This window comes from Gracilimonas sp. (assembly GCF_040218225.1).
Taxonomy (GTDB): Bacteria; Bacteroidota; Rhodothermia; order Balneolales; family Balneolaceae; genus Gracilimonas.
On the sequence record NZ_JAVJQO010000008.1, the window covers coordinates 581,317 to 602,637 of the forward strand.

The 21,321-nt window shown below is 42.2% G+C and carries 16 protein-coding genes; 8 read left to right on the plus strand and 8 right to left on the minus strand.

Annotation, left to right across the window (positions count from 1 at the left end; all coding sequences use genetic code 11):
- Positions 1–7,245: a T9SS outer membrane translocon Sov/SprA gene (sov, locus tag RIB15_RS13940; RefSeq protein WP_350202779.1), complete on the minus strand. Its 7,245-nt coding sequence runs from the start codon at positions 7,243–7,245 to the stop codon at positions 1–3.
- A 275-nt stretch (positions 7,246–7,520) separates the two neighbouring features.
- Between sov and RIB15_RS13945 the strand changes: the two genes are divergently transcribed.
- Positions 7,521–8,948 (plus strand): LptF/LptG family permease, encoded by a 1,428-nt coding sequence (locus RIB15_RS13945; protein ID WP_350202780.1) that lies wholly within the window; start codon positions 7,521–7,523, stop codon positions 8,946–8,948.
- Positions 8,941–10,023: an LptF/LptG family permease gene (locus RIB15_RS13950; RefSeq protein WP_350202781.1), complete on the plus strand. Its 1,083-nt coding sequence runs from the start codon at positions 8,941–8,943 to the stop codon at positions 10,021–10,023. The genes RIB15_RS13945 and RIB15_RS13950 overlap by 8 nt, the downstream gene beginning before the upstream one ends.
- Before the next feature lie 110 nt (positions 10,024–10,133).
- Here RIB15_RS13950 and RIB15_RS13955 read toward each other — a convergent pair whose 3' ends face one another.
- Both RIB15_RS13955 and RIB15_RS13960 read right to left on the minus strand, forming a co-directional pair.
- Positions 10,134–10,451 (minus strand): DUF3467 domain-containing protein, encoded by a 318-nt coding sequence (locus RIB15_RS13955; protein WP_350202782.1) that lies wholly within the window; start codon positions 10,449–10,451, stop codon positions 10,134–10,136.
- Positions 10,452–10,494: 43 nt separating this feature from the next.
- Positions 10,495–11,487 (minus strand): PLP-dependent cysteine synthase family protein, encoded by a 993-nt coding sequence (locus RIB15_RS13960; protein ID WP_350202783.1) that lies wholly within the window; start codon positions 11,485–11,487, stop codon positions 10,495–10,497.
- A gap of 181 nt (positions 11,488–11,668) precedes the next feature.
- On the opposite strand from RIB15_RS13960, the gene RIB15_RS13965 reads away from it, so the two are divergent.
- The 6 genes from RIB15_RS13965 (at position 11,669) to RIB15_RS13990 (ending at position 17,225) form a co-directional block, all read left to right on the plus strand.
- Positions 11,669–11,944, plus strand: a complete 276-nt coding sequence (locus tag RIB15_RS13965) for a DUF4290 domain-containing protein (protein ID WP_350202784.1) — start codon at positions 11,669–11,671, stop codon at positions 11,942–11,944.
- 155 nt (positions 11,945–12,099) lie between these two features.
- Positions 12,100–13,563: an isochorismate synthase gene (locus RIB15_RS13970; protein WP_350202785.1), complete on the plus strand. Its 1,464-nt coding sequence runs from the start codon at positions 12,100–12,102 to the stop codon at positions 13,561–13,563.
- A complete protein-coding gene (menD, locus tag RIB15_RS13975; RefSeq protein ID WP_350202786.1) occupies positions 13,550–15,265 on the plus strand; it encodes a 2-succinyl-5-enolpyruvyl-6-hydroxy-3-cyclohexene-1-carboxylic-acid synthase in 1,716 nt (571 codons plus the stop codon). Before RIB15_RS13970 ends, menD begins: the two co-directional genes overlap by 14 nt.
- Entirely contained in the window at positions 15,262–16,083 is an 822-nt protein-coding gene (gene menH / locus RIB15_RS13980) for a 2-succinyl-6-hydroxy-2,4-cyclohexadiene-1-carboxylate synthase (protein WP_350202787.1), read from the plus strand. The genes menD and menH overlap by 4 nt, the downstream gene beginning before the upstream one ends.
- Positions 16,080–16,916: a 1,4-dihydroxy-2-naphthoyl-CoA synthase gene (locus RIB15_RS13985; protein WP_350202788.1), complete on the plus strand. Its 837-nt coding sequence runs from the start codon at positions 16,080–16,082 to the stop codon at positions 16,914–16,916. The genes menH and RIB15_RS13985 overlap by 4 nt, the downstream gene beginning before the upstream one ends.
- Positions 16,917–16,946: 30 nt before the next feature.
- The gene (locus tag RIB15_RS13990) at positions 16,947–17,225 is read left to right on the plus strand and encodes a GNAT family N-acetyltransferase (RefSeq protein WP_350202789.1); all 279 of its coding nucleotides are present in this window, start codon (positions 16,947–16,949) and stop codon (positions 17,223–17,225) included.
- A gap of 8 nt (positions 17,226–17,233) precedes the next feature.
- Here RIB15_RS13990 and RIB15_RS13995 read toward each other — a convergent pair whose 3' ends face one another.
- The 5 genes from RIB15_RS13995 to RIB15_RS14015 all read right to left on the minus strand — a co-directional run bounded on the left by RIB15_RS13995 (position 17,234) and on the right by RIB15_RS14015 (position 21,223).
- Complete coding sequence (locus RIB15_RS13995; protein ID WP_350202790.1) at positions 17,234–18,445, minus strand: ABC transporter permease; 1,212 nt, start codon at positions 18,443–18,445, stop codon at positions 17,234–17,236.
- Positions 18,446–18,561: 116 nt separating this feature from the next.
- Positions 18,562–18,822: a hypothetical protein gene (locus tag RIB15_RS14000; protein ID WP_350202791.1), complete on the minus strand. Its 261-nt coding sequence runs from the start codon at positions 18,820–18,822 to the stop codon at positions 18,562–18,564.
- 88 nt (positions 18,823–18,910) lie between these two features.
- Positions 18,911–19,363, minus strand: coding sequence for a DUF2141 domain-containing protein (locus RIB15_RS14005; protein ID WP_350202792.1), 453 nt, complete (start codon positions 19,361–19,363; stop codon positions 18,911–18,913).
- Positions 19,364–19,428: 65 nt separating this feature from the next.
- Positions 19,429–19,767, minus strand: coding sequence for a tRNA-binding protein (locus tag RIB15_RS14010; protein ID WP_350203078.1), 339 nt, complete (start codon positions 19,765–19,767; stop codon positions 19,429–19,431).
- 196 nt (positions 19,768–19,963) lie between these two features.
- Positions 19,964–21,223, minus strand: a complete 1,260-nt coding sequence (locus tag RIB15_RS14015) for a T9SS type A sorting domain-containing protein (protein ID WP_350202793.1) — start codon at positions 21,221–21,223, stop codon at positions 19,964–19,966.
- Between the last annotated feature and the right edge of the window lie 98 nt (positions 21,224–21,321).

Below are 21,321 nucleotides of genomic sequence, written 5' to 3' on the forward strand. Positions count from 1 at the left end.
TTATCTGGACTGAATGGAAATCTTAAAGTTGAACCGGATTTCATGATTTGTTCTCGGGAAGTAGGCCGACGACTTAGGATTCACTTTCGTGTAGGTATACTCGAAGTTGGAAGTCACCGTTTGTGAGAACCGGTATCCAATAACCACAGATCCGTTTATTCGATTCTGCCCGGTCACAAATGGATCGGTATAGTCATACTGGCTTACATCGGGTACAAAGTCCACATCACTTAATACTTCATCAATATCAGAACTCAGGGTGTATTTACTTTCTGTATCGTCGGCGTACCCACCATTGATGGTAAGAGTAATGTTATTCTTTATTTTAGGGAATAAGGGAATGGTTACATTCTTAAAGGTATAGTTGATGGAGGTGCTTAATCCCTGTGAAGTGCGCTCTGTCACAGATCTACTGGAAAGTGCCAGACTACTTGTCTTACTTCTGTCGAAGCTGATTTGTGTACGTAAGTCTGACTGCCACGTAACGTTTAACTGAATAAGCGGAGAGAAACGCTGCTCAACGTTTATTGAGTTAGGTTCGTACAACTCTTTCCTGTCAATTACACTGAAGTCTCCTAGTCCCTGAGGGTCTTGGATACCTGTAAGTGTGTTCAAACTCCATCCCAGACGATAGGTGCCGGTATATCCGTGAGTCAGCGTGGCCGCTCTCATATTATCCCCGATAATAGGTATAAAACTTTGAACGCCTGACCACGTTACCCGCCAGTTTGGTTTGGGAATCGGGGTATACCCTTTTTCACCTACGGCTCCGGTACCTCCTCCCAGATACGCCTTTCGGAAATCTTCCTCAAGGGTGTTTCGGTTTAATACAATACGTCCATCTCCGTTACCGCCATTTTCAACATCATCAGAAATAATACCATCTTCGCGGTTGGCATCAGCAAAAGCCGTCTTAAGCTGACGTTCGTATAAATCCCGGTATCCGCCACCAAATGCCCAAACAGAAGAACTGATGTTTCCGCTCGACGAGATGGTTGAAGAGAAATCACCGGCTGGTGTTAGCGTGATTGTATTTGTTTGACGCTCATCCCAATTTGTTGACCAGTTTAAATCGACCGTAAAATTTTTAAACAGGTTGAGCTTGGTACCCATCGTAATTTTATCGGAATAGGTATTATTCTTTGGAAGGTTTATAGAATTACCAGACGGACTTTGCTGGATGAGCTGCGACCTGGGCAACTCTTCATCTATTCCAAGCCTGTATCCGAAAGGTGGAGAAAAGTTGCCATCTGCCTCACTGGCAAGAGCGTGGAATATTTGTGAATCTCCGCTATAACCTGCCTGATTTGACGTTTTATTCTGGTTGTAGGTAATATCAATGCTTTCCAAGCTAAAAATGGCAAGTATGGCTTTTCGCCCCAGGTACTGCAGGTCTTTTAAGAGATCAGGTGAAGCCGGTTCAGCATTTTCAGAATTACTATTCTTCGCCTTTTTTCTATCCGAAGTTTCTTTTTCGTCTGCCTCTTCAAGCCGATTGAAAAACCCTATTTTGTCAATGAGACTACCCACTCCAAACTTAAAAGTATGATCCAGACGAAATCGATTGGAAACTCCCGCTCCCAAACCTGAACCGCTTGGGCTATTCGTCCATCCAAACCCTCCAGCATAAGAGGCTGAATAGGTAAGCCATTTAAGAGCTTCAATATTGTTTAATTTTGGACGCCAGCTTGCCGTATAGGTCTCGTCATAATTTGATCTTCTGGCTGAAAGTGAATCCGTAAGCAGATTATTGAGTACCTCAAATGTGGGTGTCAGCTGATAGGAATTACTATCGGCGGCAAGCCCGGTTTTATTAACATTCTCACGCCCGGCACTAGACAAGTCATAATTTGTAGTAGTACGGAAAGAAATCGGGATACTTGGTGTGAAATTGTAGTTAAAGCCGAAACCAGATCGTTCATTGAAAGTATGGCTTTGCTGCAAGGGCTGAATCTCTTCCACTCCTTCATCATCAAATTCCGGTCTTCTTCTCTTTTCCGTATATGATCGATTCAGGTTGGCTGATGCATTTATCGATGATGGCATATAACCTAATCTGATTCTGGAAAGTGCTCCCACCACAGGTACATCTTCGGTAAAGCCGAAAGGCTGCCACAGCTTCACATTATTAAAGGAAAGACTATACTGAATGCCAGCATTATAATTCCAATCATCCTGAAATTGAATTTCCGGGTTCTTAGCACTTCCCTCGTTGTAAACATAATTCAATCGGGTTTTATCGATGGTGTACTGAGCTAGTTTACTCTTGGAATTCTGTTTGGAGATGTTTGATACGTTTACGGAGAAATTATCCCGAACGGTTTCTACTTCATTAATACGTTCATTGATAATCGTTTCCTTTTCAGACTCAGTAAGCTGCTCATTGCTATTGGTAGCATTGATAAAATCATCTAAACGAATATCACCCTGATTAGGCAAATACTTAGGTGTGGAAATATTCTTTCGGCTTGAAACTGTGACCGGGAAGTTCCACCCATAACGATCCGGAATCAGCTTATGCAGGTTAACCGTTGAGCTGAGATCGTACCCAATTTCATCAGCTACGCTTCGGTTACCCAAACGGGACTCAAGTCCGCCAAAACCAGTTGTGGTTCTGGTAAAATTAGTATTGAAGGTTGCAAAGTCCGCAAATTTAAAGCTTGCATTTGCATTAGCCTTCCATCCTTTCTCATTATCAAAACCAGATACACGAAGTTCATTAAGCCAAAACTCAGCATTTAGTATATCCGAGCCCGGCGAGTTTACATCATCAGGGTCAAAAGGATTTCTGATACCCATCCCTATTTCAGATATACGACCCAGCGAAGGATTTCCTTTTATAGCTACTACTGCCCCTTCTACAGCATCATCTTCTTCAGGAGAGAGTTCTCGTTCAAACTTCTGAGTTGGATCCGAAACTCCTTGTTGATCCCTCAACTGCTTTAGTTCATTAAAAGCAGCCAGCACAATATTCATGCTGTTTTCTTCGTACAGCCAAACTTGTTCGGCATCCATTTCTAATTCACCACCACCATCAGCACTATACGGTGAGTAAGGATAATCAGGATCAGAAGGTGTTACTGGTTGTCTGTATTCATAATAGTTAGCATTCAGGTCGGTACCCATCCTGATAACCAATTCAGCTCGCCCTCTCTCTTCTGGTCCATCTCCATAACCTTCACCATGAACAAACATTCTCATGTTAGAGTAATTAAGAAGATTCAATCCTCCCGGATATATCCGCTTAACCATCTGGATTTGTCCTGAACCCAAATTATCGACACCCAATACAATAGACTGTTCATTCGCAAGAGACTGAACCTGTACACCCCTGTTTATAGCTCGTATAGAGCCATCAGGCTGTCGGTAAGGAACGGGCTGCCGGCTTGCATTTTCTTCTATATTGATGGTAGCTACTCTGAAATCGCCGGTGAAATTTTGCCCTTCATCAATATTTTCAACTTTGCGCCACTGACTTCCAATAAATTCGAACGTAGCAAACCGCATGGTAAAAGGCTTTTCATATCCTGACATCCACATTCGAATGTGACTTATATTCTGAAAACCTTCGATATCGCCGACTTTACGTTTGAAATCAGAGAGTGGAATACGAACCAGATGCCAACGATCAGCTTGCCGGGAGGCATTTACCTTATCAACTATATATGTACCGTCGCTGCCATCTGTATCTATTGTTAATTCTGTCGCCGGATTTAAATTGACTTCATATTGATAATAATTGTTGTTGGTCTCAATGTTAGCCCGGCTTACAAGCCCCTCGGTATCGGGACGTGGTGTAATGGCTCGTTTGTCGCCACCAGCTGCCGGGGTATTACCCTCATGATATCCCATTACTCTGTAAAAGCGTTCCTGAAGTGGCAAGTCCTGAACCTGGGATTCTCCGTAAAAAATGTAGTCATCATTGGATGGATCGGCCAGAATGGACTGAAATACATCGCTTTCCTCTCCATAGGCAATCCTCATGGAATCTATAAATGGGCTAAATAATGCTGTTTCCACTTTTTGGTCATCAAACCCATTCCTGCTCGGAACTCCGTCAAAACCGACATCCTCAAGCTCTCTGTTATCATTCGAAAACTGACCTTGCGGAGCTGTTGGGTTAGCAGGCACGTAGGAACGTGGGTTTTCCTGGAAAGTATCCAGCTCAAGGTTTTCAAGATTATTGGCCAGCCCATCCTCGGTATTTAAATCAAAGTTGGGAACAACATCTTCCGAAATAGTACCGATTTCGATATAGATTTTGCCATCATAACTTTGGATATCCTCAGCGGTTGGTTCTCTGCCATCCGGTAAAATAGGCTGTACCCAGAATTCAATAAATTCAATATTATTCTGTGTGAGATCTTCCTGCCCTGACGGAAGAGCCGCAGTCATCCCACCCCATTGATTTTCCGGCTCATTTTCGAGCTTATTTCTCAGGTCCCTGTTGTAGTTATAAGGTCCCCTCTGTGCTGGATTATAGTATATATCCAGTGTATTAATAACTTCATCTTGCGCATTGTTGGTTTCCCTTCCAGGAAAAACTTCTTCTGTTGGCGTAGTCTCAGATTCCGGGGTACTACGAGCATTACCCAAAATGCTGGTTATATTTCTTGGGATGGTATACCAGGAAAACTGACTCCGTAAATCTGAACGAGCAATCTTTGACTCTAATGAGTTGTTCAATGGAGTTTCCGGATTATCAAAAAATGTTTGATCCGGAGCATAACCGGGAATAGCAGCAGGTGCAGCAGCTAAATTCCATCGGGTTGGACTTGTGAATGAAATACTGATTTCGGAGCCTTCAAAATCATCTATGAATGAAAGTCCATTTTCCTCATCCTTAAATAACTCTCCATTTTCAACAGCATCTCTAACCGCATTTGTTTGTGCCACATCAGGACGGAGCTGAGCAAATTCACCGCTTAAGCTTATGTTAGATTCTGCTTTGGTTTGAAGAAGGGGAATTTTGTCAATAAAGCGGGTGAGCCAGGGGGTTTCAAATTCAGCGTCCGCGTCCACCCCAAGTATGGTGTTATTAATAGACTCATTGCCAATCCTGATTTTATCAGAAAGTGGCTGCTCTTTTAATTTGAAGTAAGTTCCGCCGATGCTAATGTCTTCATTAACCTGATACTCTGCCCTAAGTCCTGTGAAATTCTTCTGTCCAATTACATTCAGCTGATTGTTTTCATATTCAATACGAATATCCTGCCCTGATGCAAGATACTGCTCACTCAAAATCGTAATACTTCCAAATGAATAATCAACTTCATAGTCTACTCCTTCCGTAAGCTGAGCCCCATTAGCAAAGACTTTAACGGAACCCTCCACAAGACTAAAGCCAAGAGTAAAGTTTCCGGAAACACCACCTTTAGAAGTTCCCTCAATACGATAATAGGAATTCTTTGGGCTTTCATCAGCTGTGGTCTGTTTTTCATTATACAGTTCGGTGTATGAAAGTGCATTTATCAAAGAATCGGATGCAGAAGTGGATTCCAATAGTTCTTTGACTCTATTGCCGAAAGGCTCCAGATATGGAAACATAATACTTCCACTTCGGGGATCCAGAACATACCCGGAAAAGTCAATAAGGTTGTCAGGTTGTGCAGCGCCCTGAGTATTCACCCTGTCTAAACCCAAAACCTGAAGTAGCGGATTATTAAGGTTCGGAAGGTTGGTGTCATCAACATTACCCTGTGTAAATTTAACCTCAAGTTCTAAACCGTCTGGAGTTAAATTTGATACCCCCAAAGAATAGAAGTTTCGCATGGTCAGTGGCCATGACTTCAGATCCGGAGTTGGGTTATCCGTTCGCAAGAGCTTCAAATAAGTTAGCTCATTAGCATTTCTTGAAGAAATATCCCCAATTGAAGATGGTGCACTCTCACCTGCAACCGGTTGCCTTATAAAAGAAACAGCTACATATGATCCTGAACTAAGTGCTCGGTTAAGGCTGATAAAACCTAATGCTTTGTCAATGGTATAATCAGCACCTTCCGTTAAAGGCCGGAAATATCCATTGTAAAAATCATTACCAGCTACCCCAAAATCTTCAGCTGATGCACTCAGGTTACTCCGGTTTTGGGAAAGAGCGCTTTCATCAATAATATCCGCTTCCTCAGAAGGCAATCCGTACGTACCATCACCCTGGTCGTTCACGCCCAAATCTACAAATGCAGCAGCCCGAATAGCTTCATCAGCCGTGGTGTTAATTTGAGGTTCAGAAATCCACACCCTTATATCAGAAATTTGATAAGCCTGCACCTTTTGCTGTGGATTTGATACGTTGGATTCGAACTCTTGACGATTATAGAAATCTATAAAAAAGTGCCTGTTGTTCTGATATTCAACAGGCCGGATAGAAAAATTTGTCTCCTGCGAACCACCCGTAATGGTTTGGGTATCACTCTCTCCTTTTTGCTGAGATACTACAGAAGTAAGACGTAAAGACCCTAACTCAGCTATCGATTTTATACCAAAAAGTGACGCGCCGCCACGAATAAGAGAGTTTCCCGTCTCCATCGACACGTTACCCATCTCAATACGCTTAATAATCTCATCCTCATAGCCCTCATAGACAATACTAAGCCGGTTTTGAAAGTCGAAAGCACGCTCTGTATCCCAGTCGGTGGCAATGGTCAGTTTATCTCCAATCGTTCCCTGAATATTTAACTGCAGATTCTGGTTAAAGGTGGGATCTACCCTCCGCTGTAAATCAGGCTCAATAGTCGGGTTTTCAATATTCTGTATGGAAACCCCAACATTCATATTTGCCGAACCATTAACGCGGAGGTTCACCTCCGGCTTTCCAAAGATAGTAGTAAATACCGAAGATTGACCGCCCGGTATTTGGAGACTGAAATCAAGTAACCCCTGTTGCTGCTGACTTTCCTTCTTACCCTCTTCTATCAGATCAAACCTTATCTGCTGCTCCTGTTGCTTTCTCTTATCTGCCGCATACTGCTCAAAATTAGAAATCTGAGGAATAGAAACATCCATTCCATCTATTCTATGAACCGTTCGATAGGTATCTACAGAATCCCAGGTAGTTTGATACTGTTCTTTGGGTAATTTGATGTAGTATAGTTTTCCGGGATTAACTACTCTCCTGTTGCTCACAGGACCTTTGGGTGGTTTGTAGATAAACTTCACCCCTTCAAGGGTACTATCAGCCTCGCTAACTGTTTTTGTAGTATCGCTGGTATCTTGTGCAGATACACCAACCAACAGCAATCCATTCATTAAACACACGAATGGCAGGTAATAAACTAACTTAAAAAAAGAATGCACCGGCTTTATTTACTGACTCGGTTATTACTTATAATCTGTAGCGTTGGGCGATAGGCTGATCTGTTTTTATTCTAAATTAGTTTGTAGATGAATGGGTGCGGTCGATAATACTATATATTTGAATATGTTGAAAGTATAATACAACAATCTATCCTTTAATTTATAAGCTGAAAATGTCTATTATTTACGTCTGTAAAAATTAAAAAGTACTTGAGCAACAGCAAGCTTTGAATAAATTTATCAACAAACTTCAGATAGACCTGCTTAAAAGGCACTTAAGTCCTTTTTTGTTCTGTTTTTTTACGCTGATGTTTTTGCTATTGATGCAGTTTTTAATTCTCCACATCGATAAGCTGATCGGCAAAGACATACCGGTACTTATTATTATCGAACTTATAGTTACCAATTTAGCCTATATGGTGGTTTTAGCAGCTCCAATGGCTGTTCTTGTGGCTACGCTGATGGCTTTTGGCAAATTCTCGGAACTAAATGAACTTACAGCACTGCGGGCATCCGGAATTAACCCACTGAAAATTATTCGTCCGGTATTGATTGCTTCTATCGTTCTTTTTGTTGGTTTAGCATGGTTTTCAAATAACATATTACCGGAAGCCAATCAAAAGGCACGATCGCTTTTTATAGATATCCGCCTCAAAAAGCCCGGATTCGATCTCAAACCCAATACCTTTTATGATGGGATTGAGGGCTATACCTTTTTGGTTGAACGCATTGACAGTGAAACAGACAGTCTTTACGAAATCACTCTTTTTCAGAAGCCTGAAAACAACCGTGATCGCGCTTACATCGTAGCAGATAAAGGCCTGCTGGTTAGTAAAGGGGAGCAAGCTCTTACCCTTCACCTGATTAATGGTACCAGCTTAAAATTTCTTGCTGGAGACCGAAGAAATAAAACCATGATCGAGAGAAATAATTTCAAAAAACACATCATGACATTAGACCTCTCTGACATGTCTTTTATGCGTTCTGACCCTGAAAACCGAAACAGAAGTGATCGCACTATGGGCTCCAGAGCCATGATTGCCGTTGTTGATTCCCTGTTTGCTGAAATACAAGACCAGCGAGATTTTATGAGCAAAAATACCATGATTTATCCCGCTGATGAATACAATGGTGGAGAATCTTTTTTCAATCCCAGAAAAGTTTTACCCGATACCCTGGAAAATATTAGCTGGATTGAAAGCCCTTATCTGGTCACAAATACATTCGAAAAGGCGGAGATACAGCGTTCATTTGTTTGGGAATCAATCCGGCAAATGAAAGAATACCGCACCAAACTTGAATCAGTCCAGGCTAATATTGAATGGAGGCAAAAGCGAATAGCACGCTACCTTGTCGAAATCCATAAAAAACTTTCCATCCCCTTTGCCTGTGTAGTATTCATTCTTTTTGGAGCCCCGATCGGCATCATGACAAAAAGAGGAAATTTTGGTTTTGCTGCGCTTATAAGCACGGCTGTTTTAACGTTTTATTGGGTTTCGCTTATTCAGGGCGAAAAATTAGCTGACCGACTTTTTATAACGCCACTTATTGGTATGTGGACCTTTAACGTCTTGCTTTCTCTTGCTGGCATTTATCTGATTATACATCTGACAACTGATATTCGAATTACCAAACTTTTCAAAAACCGTGATTAAACATTTTGATAAGTACATTTTTCTGCGCCTGGTAACCATCACAGCTTTTGTTCTCCTGATGTTGATCTTCATTTTTATCATGATTGATTTCTCCGAGAATAGTGATGATTTCGCTGATCAGGGAGCACAGATGGCCGAGATATTCAGGAATTATTATTTGAATTATGTTCCTGAAATGACCCGATTGGTTCTGCCTGTCGCTGTTTTCGTGGCTTGTTTATTTCTTACAGGTCAACTTTCAGATCGCCTGGAAATTACGGCACTCAAAGCTGCAGGTGTAAGCCTATATCGACTCATTGTCCCCTACATTGTTTTCGCTGCATTTTGTTCAGCAGGTATCAGTCTTCTGGATGCTTATATCATACCCAAATCAAACGCCCAGAGAATTGCATTCGAGGAACAATACCTGCAAAGCAAATCAGAAAATATTGACCGAAGCGACATTTACAGGCAGCCCTCTGCTGACACTAAATTACAGGTGAATTATTTTGACAAAAACCAGCAAATCGCTTATCGGATCCGGCTTATTCAGTTCCAGGATCAACAGATACTCAAAAGTACTACAGCAAACCGAATGGAATGGGTGGATTCCACACAAAACTGGAGACTTGAAAATGTAACTGAAAGGATATTTACAGACAATGGATACGAGGAACAAGATTACCTTACAAAAGACACCTTGCTGAATGTGTTTCCCCGCGATTTGGCCCGTACCACTTCTGACATCTATCAGCTTACATATGCAGAAGCCCGCGATTACATTGCTTCCATTGAGAGAAGTGGAGCCGGAGGGATTGAAATACCGCAAGTGCAGTTCTATGGAAGATTGGCTTATCCATTTTCTATTATTGTAGTCATTATAGTGGGATTCGCTTTCGCCAGTGTCCGCCGAAGAGGTGGCAAAGGAGTTTACCTGGCGGCAGGATTAACCATTAGTTTTCTATATCTGGCCTTCATGAAGATCATTGAGCCATTTGGGTATTACGGCACCCTTTCTCCGGAATTAGCTGCTACCCTGCCCCACATTTTCTTCTTTCTTGTAGGGATAGGCTTATTGATTGAGGCTAAAAAATAAAAGCCCGTTTCGCTCCGAGTCGGAGCGTCAGAGCGAGTTAAATAGAATACTTCAACATTGAATGTTGAGTGTTCCTTACCTGACTGACGGCAGGGGCAGGTTCGAAGTTCTTAAGCTTCCGGTTGCGGACCTCTATACATGTGCATATCCACTTTTTCGTTTGAACTGATAGCACCATGTTCTTTCTCGTAGCGGGCTACATTGTCATTCAGGGCATTGGCTAACCTTTTTGCATGATCCGGTGTCAGAATCATTCTTTTAACCACTTTTGCTTTAGGAACTCCTGGCATCACCGCAATAAAATCCAGAATAAATTCAGATGGAGAATGCGTGATCATCACAAGATTTGAATAGGTACCCGTTGCCTCCTCTTCTTTTAGTTCAATCTCCATTTTTCCGGGATTCATCGTCTGATCTTTCTTAGCCATAAAATCGTTTTCTTAAGTATTGATTAAACTTAGATACAAATAATTATTCTTCGTCCTTGAGGAAACCCTGCTCTTTCATCCATTCGTCATTATACACCTTACCGATGTAGCGGGTACCACTGTCTGGCATTATAATAACCATTATGTCATCCTTTCCTAAAGGATTCTCTTCAATGTAGTCCAATGCTCCTTTTACGGCTGCGCCACACGACCAGCCAATCAACAGTCCTTCTTCCTGAGCAAGTCTTCTCGTAACCAGTGCCGAATCCTTGTCATTAACCTGAATCACTTCATCAATATAATCGAAGTCTATGGTTCCTGGAATGATATCTTCGCCAATTCCTTCCGTCATATAGGGCTTGATCTCATCCTTATCGAATTCACCGGTTTCGAAGTATTTTTTATACACCGACCCAACGCTGTCAATTCCAATGACTTTAATATCAGGATTCTGTTCTTTCAGATATTTTCCAGCCCCGGAAATAGTACCACCGGTACCCATACCAGCTACATAATGCGTAACCTTTCCTTCAGTTTGCTCCCAAATTTCAGGGCCAGTGGTTTCGTAATGAGCGGCAAAGTTGCTCTTGTTATCGTACTGATTGGGATAATATGAATTCTCAATTTCCTCGCTTAATCTTTTAGCGACCGAATAATAACTATCGGGATGATCAGCTTCTACATTTGTTGGACACACGATCACCTCTGCCCCTAATGCCCTCAGTAAATCTACTTTCGATTTACTCTGCTTATCTGTTGTTGTGAAAATACATTTGTAGCCACGGGTTACAGCTACAAGTGCCAGACCCATTCCGGTATTTCCGGATGTACCTTCAATGATGGTACCACCAGGTTTTAACAACCCCTTTTTCTCGGCATCGTCAATCATTTTAATTGCAATACGGTCTTTAATACTGTGGCCGGGATTAAAATATTCTACTTTAGCTAAAAGTGTGCCTTCGGAATTACCATTTACATGATTCAGTTTGATGAGCGGTGTATTTCCTACCGCTTCCAGAATGGAATTGTGATACATAAATTCTTTCGTATTGATGTTTCTTATCTAATTCCCAAAACTAAGAAATAATTCACCGAGAGGCTGAGATATATTGAAAGAAAGTTTATCCGCACTTAAAGGAATACTCCAAATATTCAATTTTAATCTAACCTCATTAACGCTTATTTTCTTGCAGAATTAATTAAACTCATCTCAATTCATGTTTATACATCAGCAAAAACCCAAAGACTTTGACTGCGGCTACAATTTAGACTTAATGATTGCGGCTCTTCCCCGAATCGAAGACACCGAAGAGCGCGTATCTTATGCCAAGCGCGTAGTGGGTCTCATCAAACAGAGCCACCCTACCTGGGTTGATGATAATGGTAAAAGTGAAGCTGCATGGAATCATTTCTTTAAGCTTGCCGAGTACGAACCTACTGAGCATGGAATCTATAATCCCTACGCTACTGGTGAAGACGACGACGCTCAGTAATAGTTAGTCGCACCATTTCCTTAAGTATTCTGCACTGTTTCTGACTTCTGCAGAGGATCTCTTATCCATTCAAAAATTAGGAACTAAAATTAGTTTAACATTGCTGTAATAATCCGTACTTTCAATTTAGATTGAAAACTAAAAACAGCAGATTTATGGGTTCACAGAATCCGGCTTTAAATGATGTGAAAGATTGCTTCAGGGAACAGGTTTCGAGACTTGACCTGTCTGAGGCCATTGATCTTATCTCTGAAAACCAAAAACAGTTTCAATATCTCTCCTTTTCTATTCAGATTCCTGCAGTTGATGCGCTTGCTGTATTAGAACAATATCCGGATAAGAACACCTTCCAATACTACTGGGAAAAGCCATCTGCTGAATTTTCCATTGCGGCAGCGGGTTCGCTTGCCCGTATTCAGACCACAGGTCAGCAACGCTTTCGTAGTGCCTCTGATCAGGGAAAAGAACTGCTCAGTAAGGTACATCACATTTCCAACCTGAAACACCATCTGGCATCCGTTCACTTGTTAGGCGGATTTTCATTCTTCGATCACAATGTTGGCAAACAATGGAGAGAATTTGGGGCTGGGTCATTTAACTTACCTGAATGGGTTTTGGTGAGAGAAGGAAAATTTACCGTATTAACGGTTACAAAAAAGATTGATTCGTCCGATTCAGAGTCTGAAATCTATCATTCATTTGTACACACATTCGACAAGCTTGATCGAATCTGTGATGCCGGCACCTATAACATTGAGTCCAAGAAATCCTTTACATCCAAAATAGAGACCCCGGGTATAGAATCTGAAGACTACAAAAAGTGGGTTGATTCTGTAGAAAATGCCACCGATCTGATAAAATCAGAAGAATTCAAGAAAATCGTACTTGCTCGCGAGCTTACAGTAAAATTAAGAGAACCTGTATCGGATACCCGTCTTTTAAATTACCTCCGAAATCAATATCCCGATTGTTATTCTTTTTTAGTTAGTCAGGATGGGAAATCCAGCTTTATTGGAAGCACGCCTGAACGGCTGGCCTCTTTTCACGACCGGGAAGTTCTGACCGAAGGGTTGGCTGGCAGTATTTCCAGAGGTAAGACAGCCTCTGAAGACGCCGTACTTGAATATGAACTTCTTCATAGCCAGAAAGACCTGAGTGAACATGCTTTTGTGTTAGACGCTATCGAGGAAAACCTGCAGCGCTATTCTGATGTATTTGAACATCCTGTTTCTCCCGGTGTAAAAAAGCTTTCCAATGTACAGCATCTTTACACCCCGGTTCATGCCCGAATCAAAAAAGGCGTTTCGCGCACTGAGGTACTTTCCCGCCTCCATCCTACACCGGCCGTTGGCGGATATCCCCGAGAAGCTGCTATGCCGTATATCAGCAAACTCGAACATTTTGACCGCGGCTGGTACGCTGCTCCTATCGGCTGGATTAATGCGAATGGCGAAGGAGAGTTCGTAGTGGCAATCCGCAGCGGATTAATTAAATCTAATGAGGTGAGATTTTTCGCAGGATGTGGTATTGTTGAGGACTCAAACCCTCAAAAAGAATGGGATGAAACAAATCTTAAGTTCATCCCCATGCTAACTGCGTTGGAACATGCAAGAAAATGAACCTCAGAATGCCGCTTTTAACTGGAGTACTACTTTTGTCCGCTCCCTGTTTGAAGAAGGTATTGAACACGTTGTAATTTCACCGGGCTCACGCTCTACGGCCCTGACTCTGGCTTTTTCAGCCCATTCAGGATTTAAAAAACATATCGGCATTGATGAGCGCTCAGCAGCCTTCACAGCACTTGGAATAGGAAAATATACAGGTAAACCAGCCGTGCTTATTTGCACTTCAGGAACAGCTGCTGCCAATTATTTCCCTGCTGTGATTGAAGCTTCACAGTCTGGCATCCCGATGATTGTGGTAAGTGCGGATCGCCCTCCACATTATCGTGGACTTGGAGCCTCCCAAACGATTGATCAGTTAAAGTTATTCGGGAGTTATACGGTGTTTTTTCATGAAGTGGGCGAACCCGACTCTCATGAAAAAAGTAAAAATCGCCTCAAACTGGCTGCATCTCAGGCCGTTCAAATCTCTATCGAAAAAAGTGGCGTATCTCATTTGAACTTCCCGTTTTCAAAACCTTTTGAGCCAGACAGGAAATACCTTAAGCAGGTTGAGTTTGAAAATGAAAAGCAATCCCGCCGCCCTTCTCCCAAATACACCTATGAAACCGGGAAAATGGAGCTGGGAGAAACTTTTTGGTCTGATCTGATCTCAGCTGAACGGCCTCTGATCGTTGTCGGACCTACTTCAAAATCCGATAAACTTGATTTTATTACACAGCTCGCCCGCACTCTGGATGCACCCGTGTTAGCCGAGCCGGGTTCCCAGGTACCCACATCGCGACATACTATACAGGGTTTCGATGGTTTTTTGAGAAATAATGAAAACTGGGAAGAATTGAATGCCGACTTAATTCTTCGCTTTGGCTCACAGCCTGTTAGTAAAGCAGTAAATCAATATCTTGATAAGCACTCTGACACCATGCAGATTAGCTTTATGAATCCCAATCAATGGATTGATGGAAGTCTTTCTTCTCAAAAACAGATTATGCTTAAAGGGGCACTTCTGATTCCCGAAGTGACTGGATCGGCCGGAAAAGACTGGCTCAAAAGATGGAAAAAAGCTGAAAAAGATTTTAAAGCTTTTCGTGAAGAGCATCTTCACCCCTCCGCCCCTATTACCGATGGCTATGTATTTTCCAAGATCATGGAAACCATCCCTAAAAAAGCATTTACCATGCTTTCGAATTCTTTTCCGGTTCGGGATATGTCGCTTTTTGGGGAATTTGATGGAAAGGAAATCTTTGTGAATCGTGGAGCGGCCGGTATCGATGGAATTACATCAACGGCTTTGGGATTAAGTATTGCTGCTGAGAAACCGGGAGTACTTTTTGTGGGTGATATTGCCTTCCTCCATGACACTAATGCCTTACTGATGGCCAGGGAAGTTTCACAACCACTCGTCATCGTTATTCTGAATAACGGAGGCGGAACCATATTCCGAATGCTTCCGGTTCATCAAATCAAGGACAAATACACTACCTACTTTGAAACCCCACAAAAAGTAAAGATTGCCGCACTTTGCAGGGCACACAATATTGATCATACCCTCGTTTCGAGACCGGAGCAAATTATTGCTACCTTTGACAAACTCATTCAAAAAAATGGAGTTCATGTTATGGAATGTATGACCGGTGCTGATGAATCGATGGAACAACGCCACGCCCTTTGGAATTTTAAGGTGACTGAAAGCTCATGAATATCCGCGTAAGAGGAATCTCTTATCACTTTGATATTCACCAGGAAAATGAAACACTGCCTTCACTTGTACTTCTTCATGGTTTCATGGGCAGCGGAAGGCAATTTGATCATCTGATTCCTGAGCTCAAGAAATTCTGCAATCCCATCACCATTGATCTTTTGGGGCACGGACAAACCGAAGGAGCAGAACTGCACTATCGTTTTTCAACCAAAGAACAAGTCGCAGACGTAACCAAGCTGATCAGTGAACAGCTGCAAATTCCTCTTTTCCTATATGGATATAGCATGGGAGGACGATTAGCCCTTCAGCTTGCCTTGCACCGCCCCGATCTATACAAAGGTCTGATTCTTGAAAGCAGCACCTTTGGCATTGAAGGAGAAACAGAACGACAGGCCCGGCAAGCCCTGGATGCCCGCCGATCAGATGCCATCACCGGAAATTTTAAAGGCTTTTTGGAGGAGTGGACAGAAATGCCTCTTTTCAATTCCGGAAATCCAGCGCCTGAACTGGTTGCGAAAATGGCAGAAATTCAGCAAGACCAAGAACCTTTCTGGCTGGCCAACAGCTTGCAGGGTTTTGGCACCGGAACCATGCCGTGCGTTCGGGATTTTCTGGGTGAAATTCCTATTCCCGTACAACTACTGGTTGGGGAAAAGGATTCGAAATTTCTGCACATTAACCGGCAAATGGAAAAAGAGCTCCGTGAACCGGAATTAGCGGTTGTGAAAGACGTCGGCCACCGCGTACATTTGGATCAACCGGAACAACTGATGGCTCAACTTAAAAACTTTATTCAAAAAAGACCTTTATCATGAACTGGCAAACTGTCAAAGAATACGAAGACATCACCTATAAAAAATCGAACGGAGTGGCACGTATTGCTTTTAACCGTCCTGAAATCCGGAATGCGTTTCGCCCCAAGACCGTGTTTGAGTTGTATGAGGCTTTAAGTGATGCCAAAGAGGATAATGATATCGGAGTGGTTCTTTTAAGTGGAGAAGGTCCTTCTCCCAAAGATGGGAAGTGGGCATTCTGCTCCGGCGGTGACCAAAATGTGCGTTCCAAAACCGGTTATAAAGCGGATGATGGTATTGCCCGGCTGAATATCCTGGAAGTACAGCGACTCATCCGGTTCATGCCTAAAGTGGTAATTGCCGTGGTTCCCGGCTGGGCCGTGGGTGGCGGACACAGTCTACATGTAGTTTGTGACCTCACCTTAGCCAGTAAAGAGAACGCCATTTTCAAACAAACCGATGCGGATGTTGCCAGCTTTGACGGCGGATTCGGTTCTGCCCTGCTCGCCCGACAGGTAGGACAAAAACGCGCCCGGGAAATTTTCTTCCTCGGAGCCAACTATTCCGCCCAGGAAGCTTTTGAAATGGGAATGGTGAACCAGGTTGTTCCGCATGAAGAACTCGAGGAAACGGCTTATGAATGGGCACAGGAAATATTGGCTAAAAGTCCGACAGCCATCAAAATGATCAAGTTTGCCTTTAACGCCATTGACGACGGCATGGTTGGTCAGCAGGTATTTGCCGGAGAAGCTACCCGGTTAGCTTATATGACCGACGAAGCCGAAGAAGGTCGCAATGCCTTCCTGGAAAAACGTAAGCCCAACTGGGACAAATTTGACCGTTCACCTTCTTAAAACCGCCACGAAAACTCCAAAGCACTAAATATGAATATTAAACACGACACTACCGAAACTAAAGGCTCCTTCTACATAGAGCAGGAAGGTAAGCGTGTGGCTGAAATGACCTATTCCAAAGCCGGCCCGGAACGCATTATCATAGATCATACAGAAGTTTCTGATGAAACCCGCGGTGAGGGTTTAGGGAAGAAATTAGTTTATGAGGCTGTAGAATATGCCCGGAAAAACAATTTGAAGATTTTACCACTATGCCCTTTTGCCCGTTCGGTGTTTAGCAAAAATTCTGAAATCAGAGATGTGACTTAGATAGTGTCTTATTCATGCCGAATGGCATCGACTGGAGTTAAATTAGCTGCTTTCCAGGCGGGATAGGTCCCAAAAACCATACCTACGATAATAGCTACAATCAATACCACACCAACGGTATCTACACTAAGTGCTGCCTGAAATCCAAGATCGGTAAAACGGTTTATGATTTCGACCAGTCCAAAAACTCCGGCTACCCCCACTATCCATCCGATGATGCAGCCAACGATGGAGATGGTCACAGACTCTGAAATAAACTGCATCACGATATCTTTCTTTCGGGCTCCGGTTGCCTTACGAATTCCAATTTCTTTCGTCCGCTCCGTTACTGAAATCAGTAATACATTCATAATTCCGATGCCTCCCACCAGCACAGAAATACCCGTTATTGCTCCCATCACCAGCTTAAAAACAAGGATTCCCTGACTCAGTTGCTGCACCCTTCCTTCATAAGTAAAAACACTGAACGCTTCTTTACCCTCTTCATAATTCTGATCCAGCCAGTTTTCGACCGCAGAGCGCATTTCCGGTAAATCTTCTACTCTTCTGCTTTTAAAAACGATATTTGGAGAGTTACTGCCCTTCACATATTCCTGATATGATCTCATGGGTATCATGGCCTGAGCGCCCCTGGATTCGTCATTTAAAATTCCAATTATTTCATATGACTCGTTTTCAAAAGTGATGCTTTGGCCAATCAGCTCTTTTACATTGGAAGACCATTTCTCAGCCAGGGGTTTTGTCAGAACGGTTTTCTTTGCAGCATTTTCCACATCCGATTTACTGAAATAGCTTCCTTCAATTTCAGCTTCGGCAAAGTGTGGTACATTTTCCAGGGTAGCCTGAATATAGATTGCCAGCGAAGAGTCATTTAAGGTTGCCAGACGTGAACTATTTGCTAGCAACTCCGTGTAGCCCCACTGTGAAGTTCTTTCTTCCAAAGCCCGGGCCTCAGCGATTCCGAACTGGTAAACCGTATCCCTGGGAACCCGCACATCATTGACGATGTCAACCGTCTTGGGAGTTATGGTCATCATTTGAACAGAAGTAGTGGTTTCAATTTGTTCGCGGCCGGTTTGCTCCAGTCCATCTCCAAGAGCTAGAATAGCTACCAAAGATGCCACGCCAATAATAATTCCAAGTGTGGAGAGAAAGGTGTGAAGCGGATTGGCCTTAATATTCTGAAGGGCAATGGACACCGATTTAATGATCTGCTGCATATCTGTTTTTTTGGTTAGATGTGAAGATTTACGCCAACTCACTTTCATTGTTTCAGCATCAAAAAAAAGCCCCACTCCTTTGGAGCGAGGCTCATATTAAAGCAGAGTCTTATGTACTACATCGACTCAAACCCACCGGCACCCGACATCATTGCCCCAAAGAAAATGAAGGCAAATACCAGATAGAGTACAAATCCAACTGCAAAAATAATCAGCGTAGCTTTAGCCCAATTCTTTTTATTTGGATTGGTGCTGTCACTAAATGCCCAAACTAACAGCATAATAAACCCGATAACCGGTATGAATGAAATTAAAACCGAAATAACCCAGTCTTTAAGACTCATTACCGGTGCTGTTTCCCCTTGGATATTTTCCATAGTAGTCTCCGTTAGTTAAAAGTATACCGGAAATATGTACAAAACGGATGTTTCTTACAAGTAGATGCGCACCAACGAATAGCCTTTCTTATCTGACCTCTATCGTCATCGAGGAAGTATCGGATTCAATTATGAAATGAGCGTCTTTCCAGGAAGCAGGGCCAAATCGACCTCTTGCATTATTTGAAAAGCCATAAGCCTCTTTCGGGATACCCAGTAAATTCGAATCCAGCTCACCATTCACATTCTTATCGTGATATACTGCGATAGCATATTCACCAAAAATAAGACTGTCCTGAGACCAAACTACTGTTGAATTATCAACAGGAAGTACAACCGCATAGAGTGGGTTCTCTTTTTCGTTGTACTCTTTTTCGGAGTTGAATAAAGCAATTCTGATCTCTCCTTCTACTTTATCAATACCTTCTATCTTTAGTTCAAAGTTCGACATTCTTTGGTGGTTTTCGGGATAGGATATTTCCTGGGCACAAAGCGTAAGGGAAACACAGAAAAGTGCGCATAGAAACAAAATGTGCTTCATCGGGACTCAAACTAATTTGTAGATGAAAATTATTTATATCAATAAACTTATGAAACTAAAATCACTTAAAATAGTTTCATTCCATTTGGTACTTTTTTGTCGGTAGTGGCAAGTACAACATTCCCATTCTTGTCGGGAAAACCGGTTACCAAACATTCAGACATAAACGGCCCAATTTGTTTAGGCGGAAAGTTTACAACCGCTATCACCTGTTTGCCCTCTAATTCTTTGGGTTCATAGTGTTCGGTAATTTGAGCCGATGACTTCCGAATACCAAGCTGTTCACCAAAATCTATGGTAAGCTTATAAGCAGGCTTTATAGCTTCAGAAAATTCTTCCGCTTTAAGTATGGTGCCTGTTCTTATTTCAACTTGCTCAAACTCTTTCCAGCTAATTTCATTCATATTTTTTATCAGCATTTTGATTTTCAACTGTGAAACCTTTGGACAAAGCTAGTGATAGTTTTTAAAAAATCTACACCTGGCCTATAGACTTGTCTAGCCACAATTTGCAATAAACATCTTCCAAAATCATAAAAGCCCTTCTCTCTTTTTTGAAAGCAGGGCTTTTATGGATGGAATATTTGCTTAACAGAGTGGTCTATTTAATCAATGTCATAGATCGAACCAGCTGATTCTGACCAGACACCAACTTGTAATAATAAATCCCGCTCGAAAGCGAAGAGGCATTAAAGCCCACTACATGATTTCCTGCATTTTGATTGGTATTTACTAAAGTAGCCACGCGTTCGCCCAATACATTATAAACTTCCAAAAGTACTTTGCCCGGAGCCGAGATCTCATAAGCAATTTGTGTAGTTGGGTTAAATGGATTCGGGTAGTTCTGAGAGAGTTTGAAGGTAGCAACCTTATCGTCGTACTCCGGAACTGATGTCACCATACCGTACTCATAGAGCGTCCGGCTTTCGTCGTCCCATATCGTTCCATCAAATGAATAGGTTGCCAGGTCTTCAGAAATTTTACCATTTTCGTAGGTATAGCTATTTCTGTACTCCGAAACCCAACTGGCTTCACTTTCATAATAGTACTCTTCTACCATTTCAGTGACCATATCACCGTCATAATTCAGTATAGTTCTTGAATAAGGCACCCAAACTTCATCGTCAGTATAATATTCGTCATTGTATACCTCTACAAAAAAGAACTCATTGAAAACATTTTTCAAATATTCATCAAAAGACAAGCCTGCATAGGTGTACCTGTCTATGTAAGATGATTCATAATAGGCTTCAACGAATGCATTTTCCCTGTTAACGAAATAGCCGGTCAATTCCGGTTCCTCATCTTCTCCAGTCAGAGTGTTGTAAATGAGTATCGAATCAGGTGTAATGTATTCGAGCTCAATTTTCTCAGAATATGATTCTCCTTCATAGGTTTCCGAAAAAGTAGCCGAATCAAGCCGACCTGACTCCGAGTAATGGAATGTTTGAGTAAACACATCTCCCAATAACCCATAGGAGTAACTTACAGGAAGCCCGTCTTCAGTAAATACGAATGTGTAAGAACCATCCCCTTCCCATCCTTCTTCGCTATAAAATTGCCAGTTTTGGGTAATCGTAAGACGATCGGCACTGTATGAATAGTTAATCCGATAGGCATTCATCCAACCTTCTTCCGAAGTCCACTGCAAGGTACTTCGCCCGATGTCATTATCGGTTTTATACCTGGAGTTGAGAACCTGAAATGGCAGCAATGGTTTTTCAGTACTCTTGACTAGCAATGCTGACTTTTTTGTTTTTCGCTCATTATCAAATGATGATTGAGCCATAATGTCTGCACTGGTTATTAAGGAAAGCATAACCATACCAGCTACAATACTATTTATAGTTTTCTTATACATATACCCCTCTCTAATTTTGTTTTTTTGTTTGATCCGGTAACCGTATGCCGAACAAACAAATATGCTTTAAAATCTGATTTTTAAAAATTAGAAAAAAA

Bases quoted from the DNA above. Each gene is read 5' to 3' on its own strand.
- RIB15_RS13995 (WP_350202790.1), bottom strand. From the start codon at position 18,445: ATGCAGCAGATCATTAAATCGGTGTCCATTGCCCTTCAGAATATTAAG.
- RIB15_RS13970 (WP_350202785.1), top strand. From the start codon at position 12,100: ATGGGTTCACAGAATCCGGCTTTAAATGATGTGAAAGATTGCTTCAGG.
- RIB15_RS14015 (WP_350202793.1), bottom strand. From the start codon at position 21,223: ATGTATAAGAAAACTATAAATAGTATTGTAGCTGGTATGGTTATGCTT.
- RIB15_RS14005 (WP_350202792.1), bottom strand. From the start codon at position 19,363: ATGAAGCACATTTTGTTTCTATGCGCACTTTTCTGTGTTTCCCTTACG.
- RIB15_RS13990 (WP_350202789.1), top strand. From the start codon at position 16,947: ATGAATATTAAACACGACACTACCGAAACTAAAGGCTCCTTCTACATA.
- RIB15_RS13955 (WP_350202782.1), bottom strand. From the start codon at position 10,451: ATGGCTAAGAAAGATCAGACGATGAATCCCGGAAAAATGGAGATTGAA.
- sov (WP_350202779.1), bottom strand. From the start codon at position 7,245: ATGAATGGATTGCTGTTGGTTGGTGTATCTGCACAAGATACCAGCGAT.
- RIB15_RS14010 (WP_350203078.1), bottom strand. From the start codon at position 19,767: ATGAATGAAATTAGCTGGAAAGAGTTTGAGCAAGTTGAAATAAGAACA.
- menH (WP_350202787.1), top strand. From the start codon at position 15,262: ATGAATATCCGCGTAAGAGGAATCTCTTATCACTTTGATATTCACCAG.
- RIB15_RS13985 (WP_350202788.1), top strand. From the start codon at position 16,080: ATGAACTGGCAAACTGTCAAAGAATACGAAGACATCACCTATAAAAAA.
- RIB15_RS13965 (WP_350202784.1), top strand. From the start codon at position 11,669: ATGTTTATACATCAGCAAAAACCCAAAGACTTTGACTGCGGCTACAAT.
- RIB15_RS14000 (WP_350202791.1), bottom strand. From the start codon at position 18,822: ATGGAAAATATCCAAGGGGAAACAGCACCGGTAATGAGTCTTAAAGAC.
- menD (WP_350202786.1), top strand. From the start codon at position 13,550: ATGCAAGAAAATGAACCTCAGAATGCCGCTTTTAACTGGAGTACTACT.
- RIB15_RS13960 (WP_350202783.1), bottom strand. From the start codon at position 11,487: ATGTATCACAATTCCATTCTGGAAGCGGTAGGAAATACACCGCTCATC.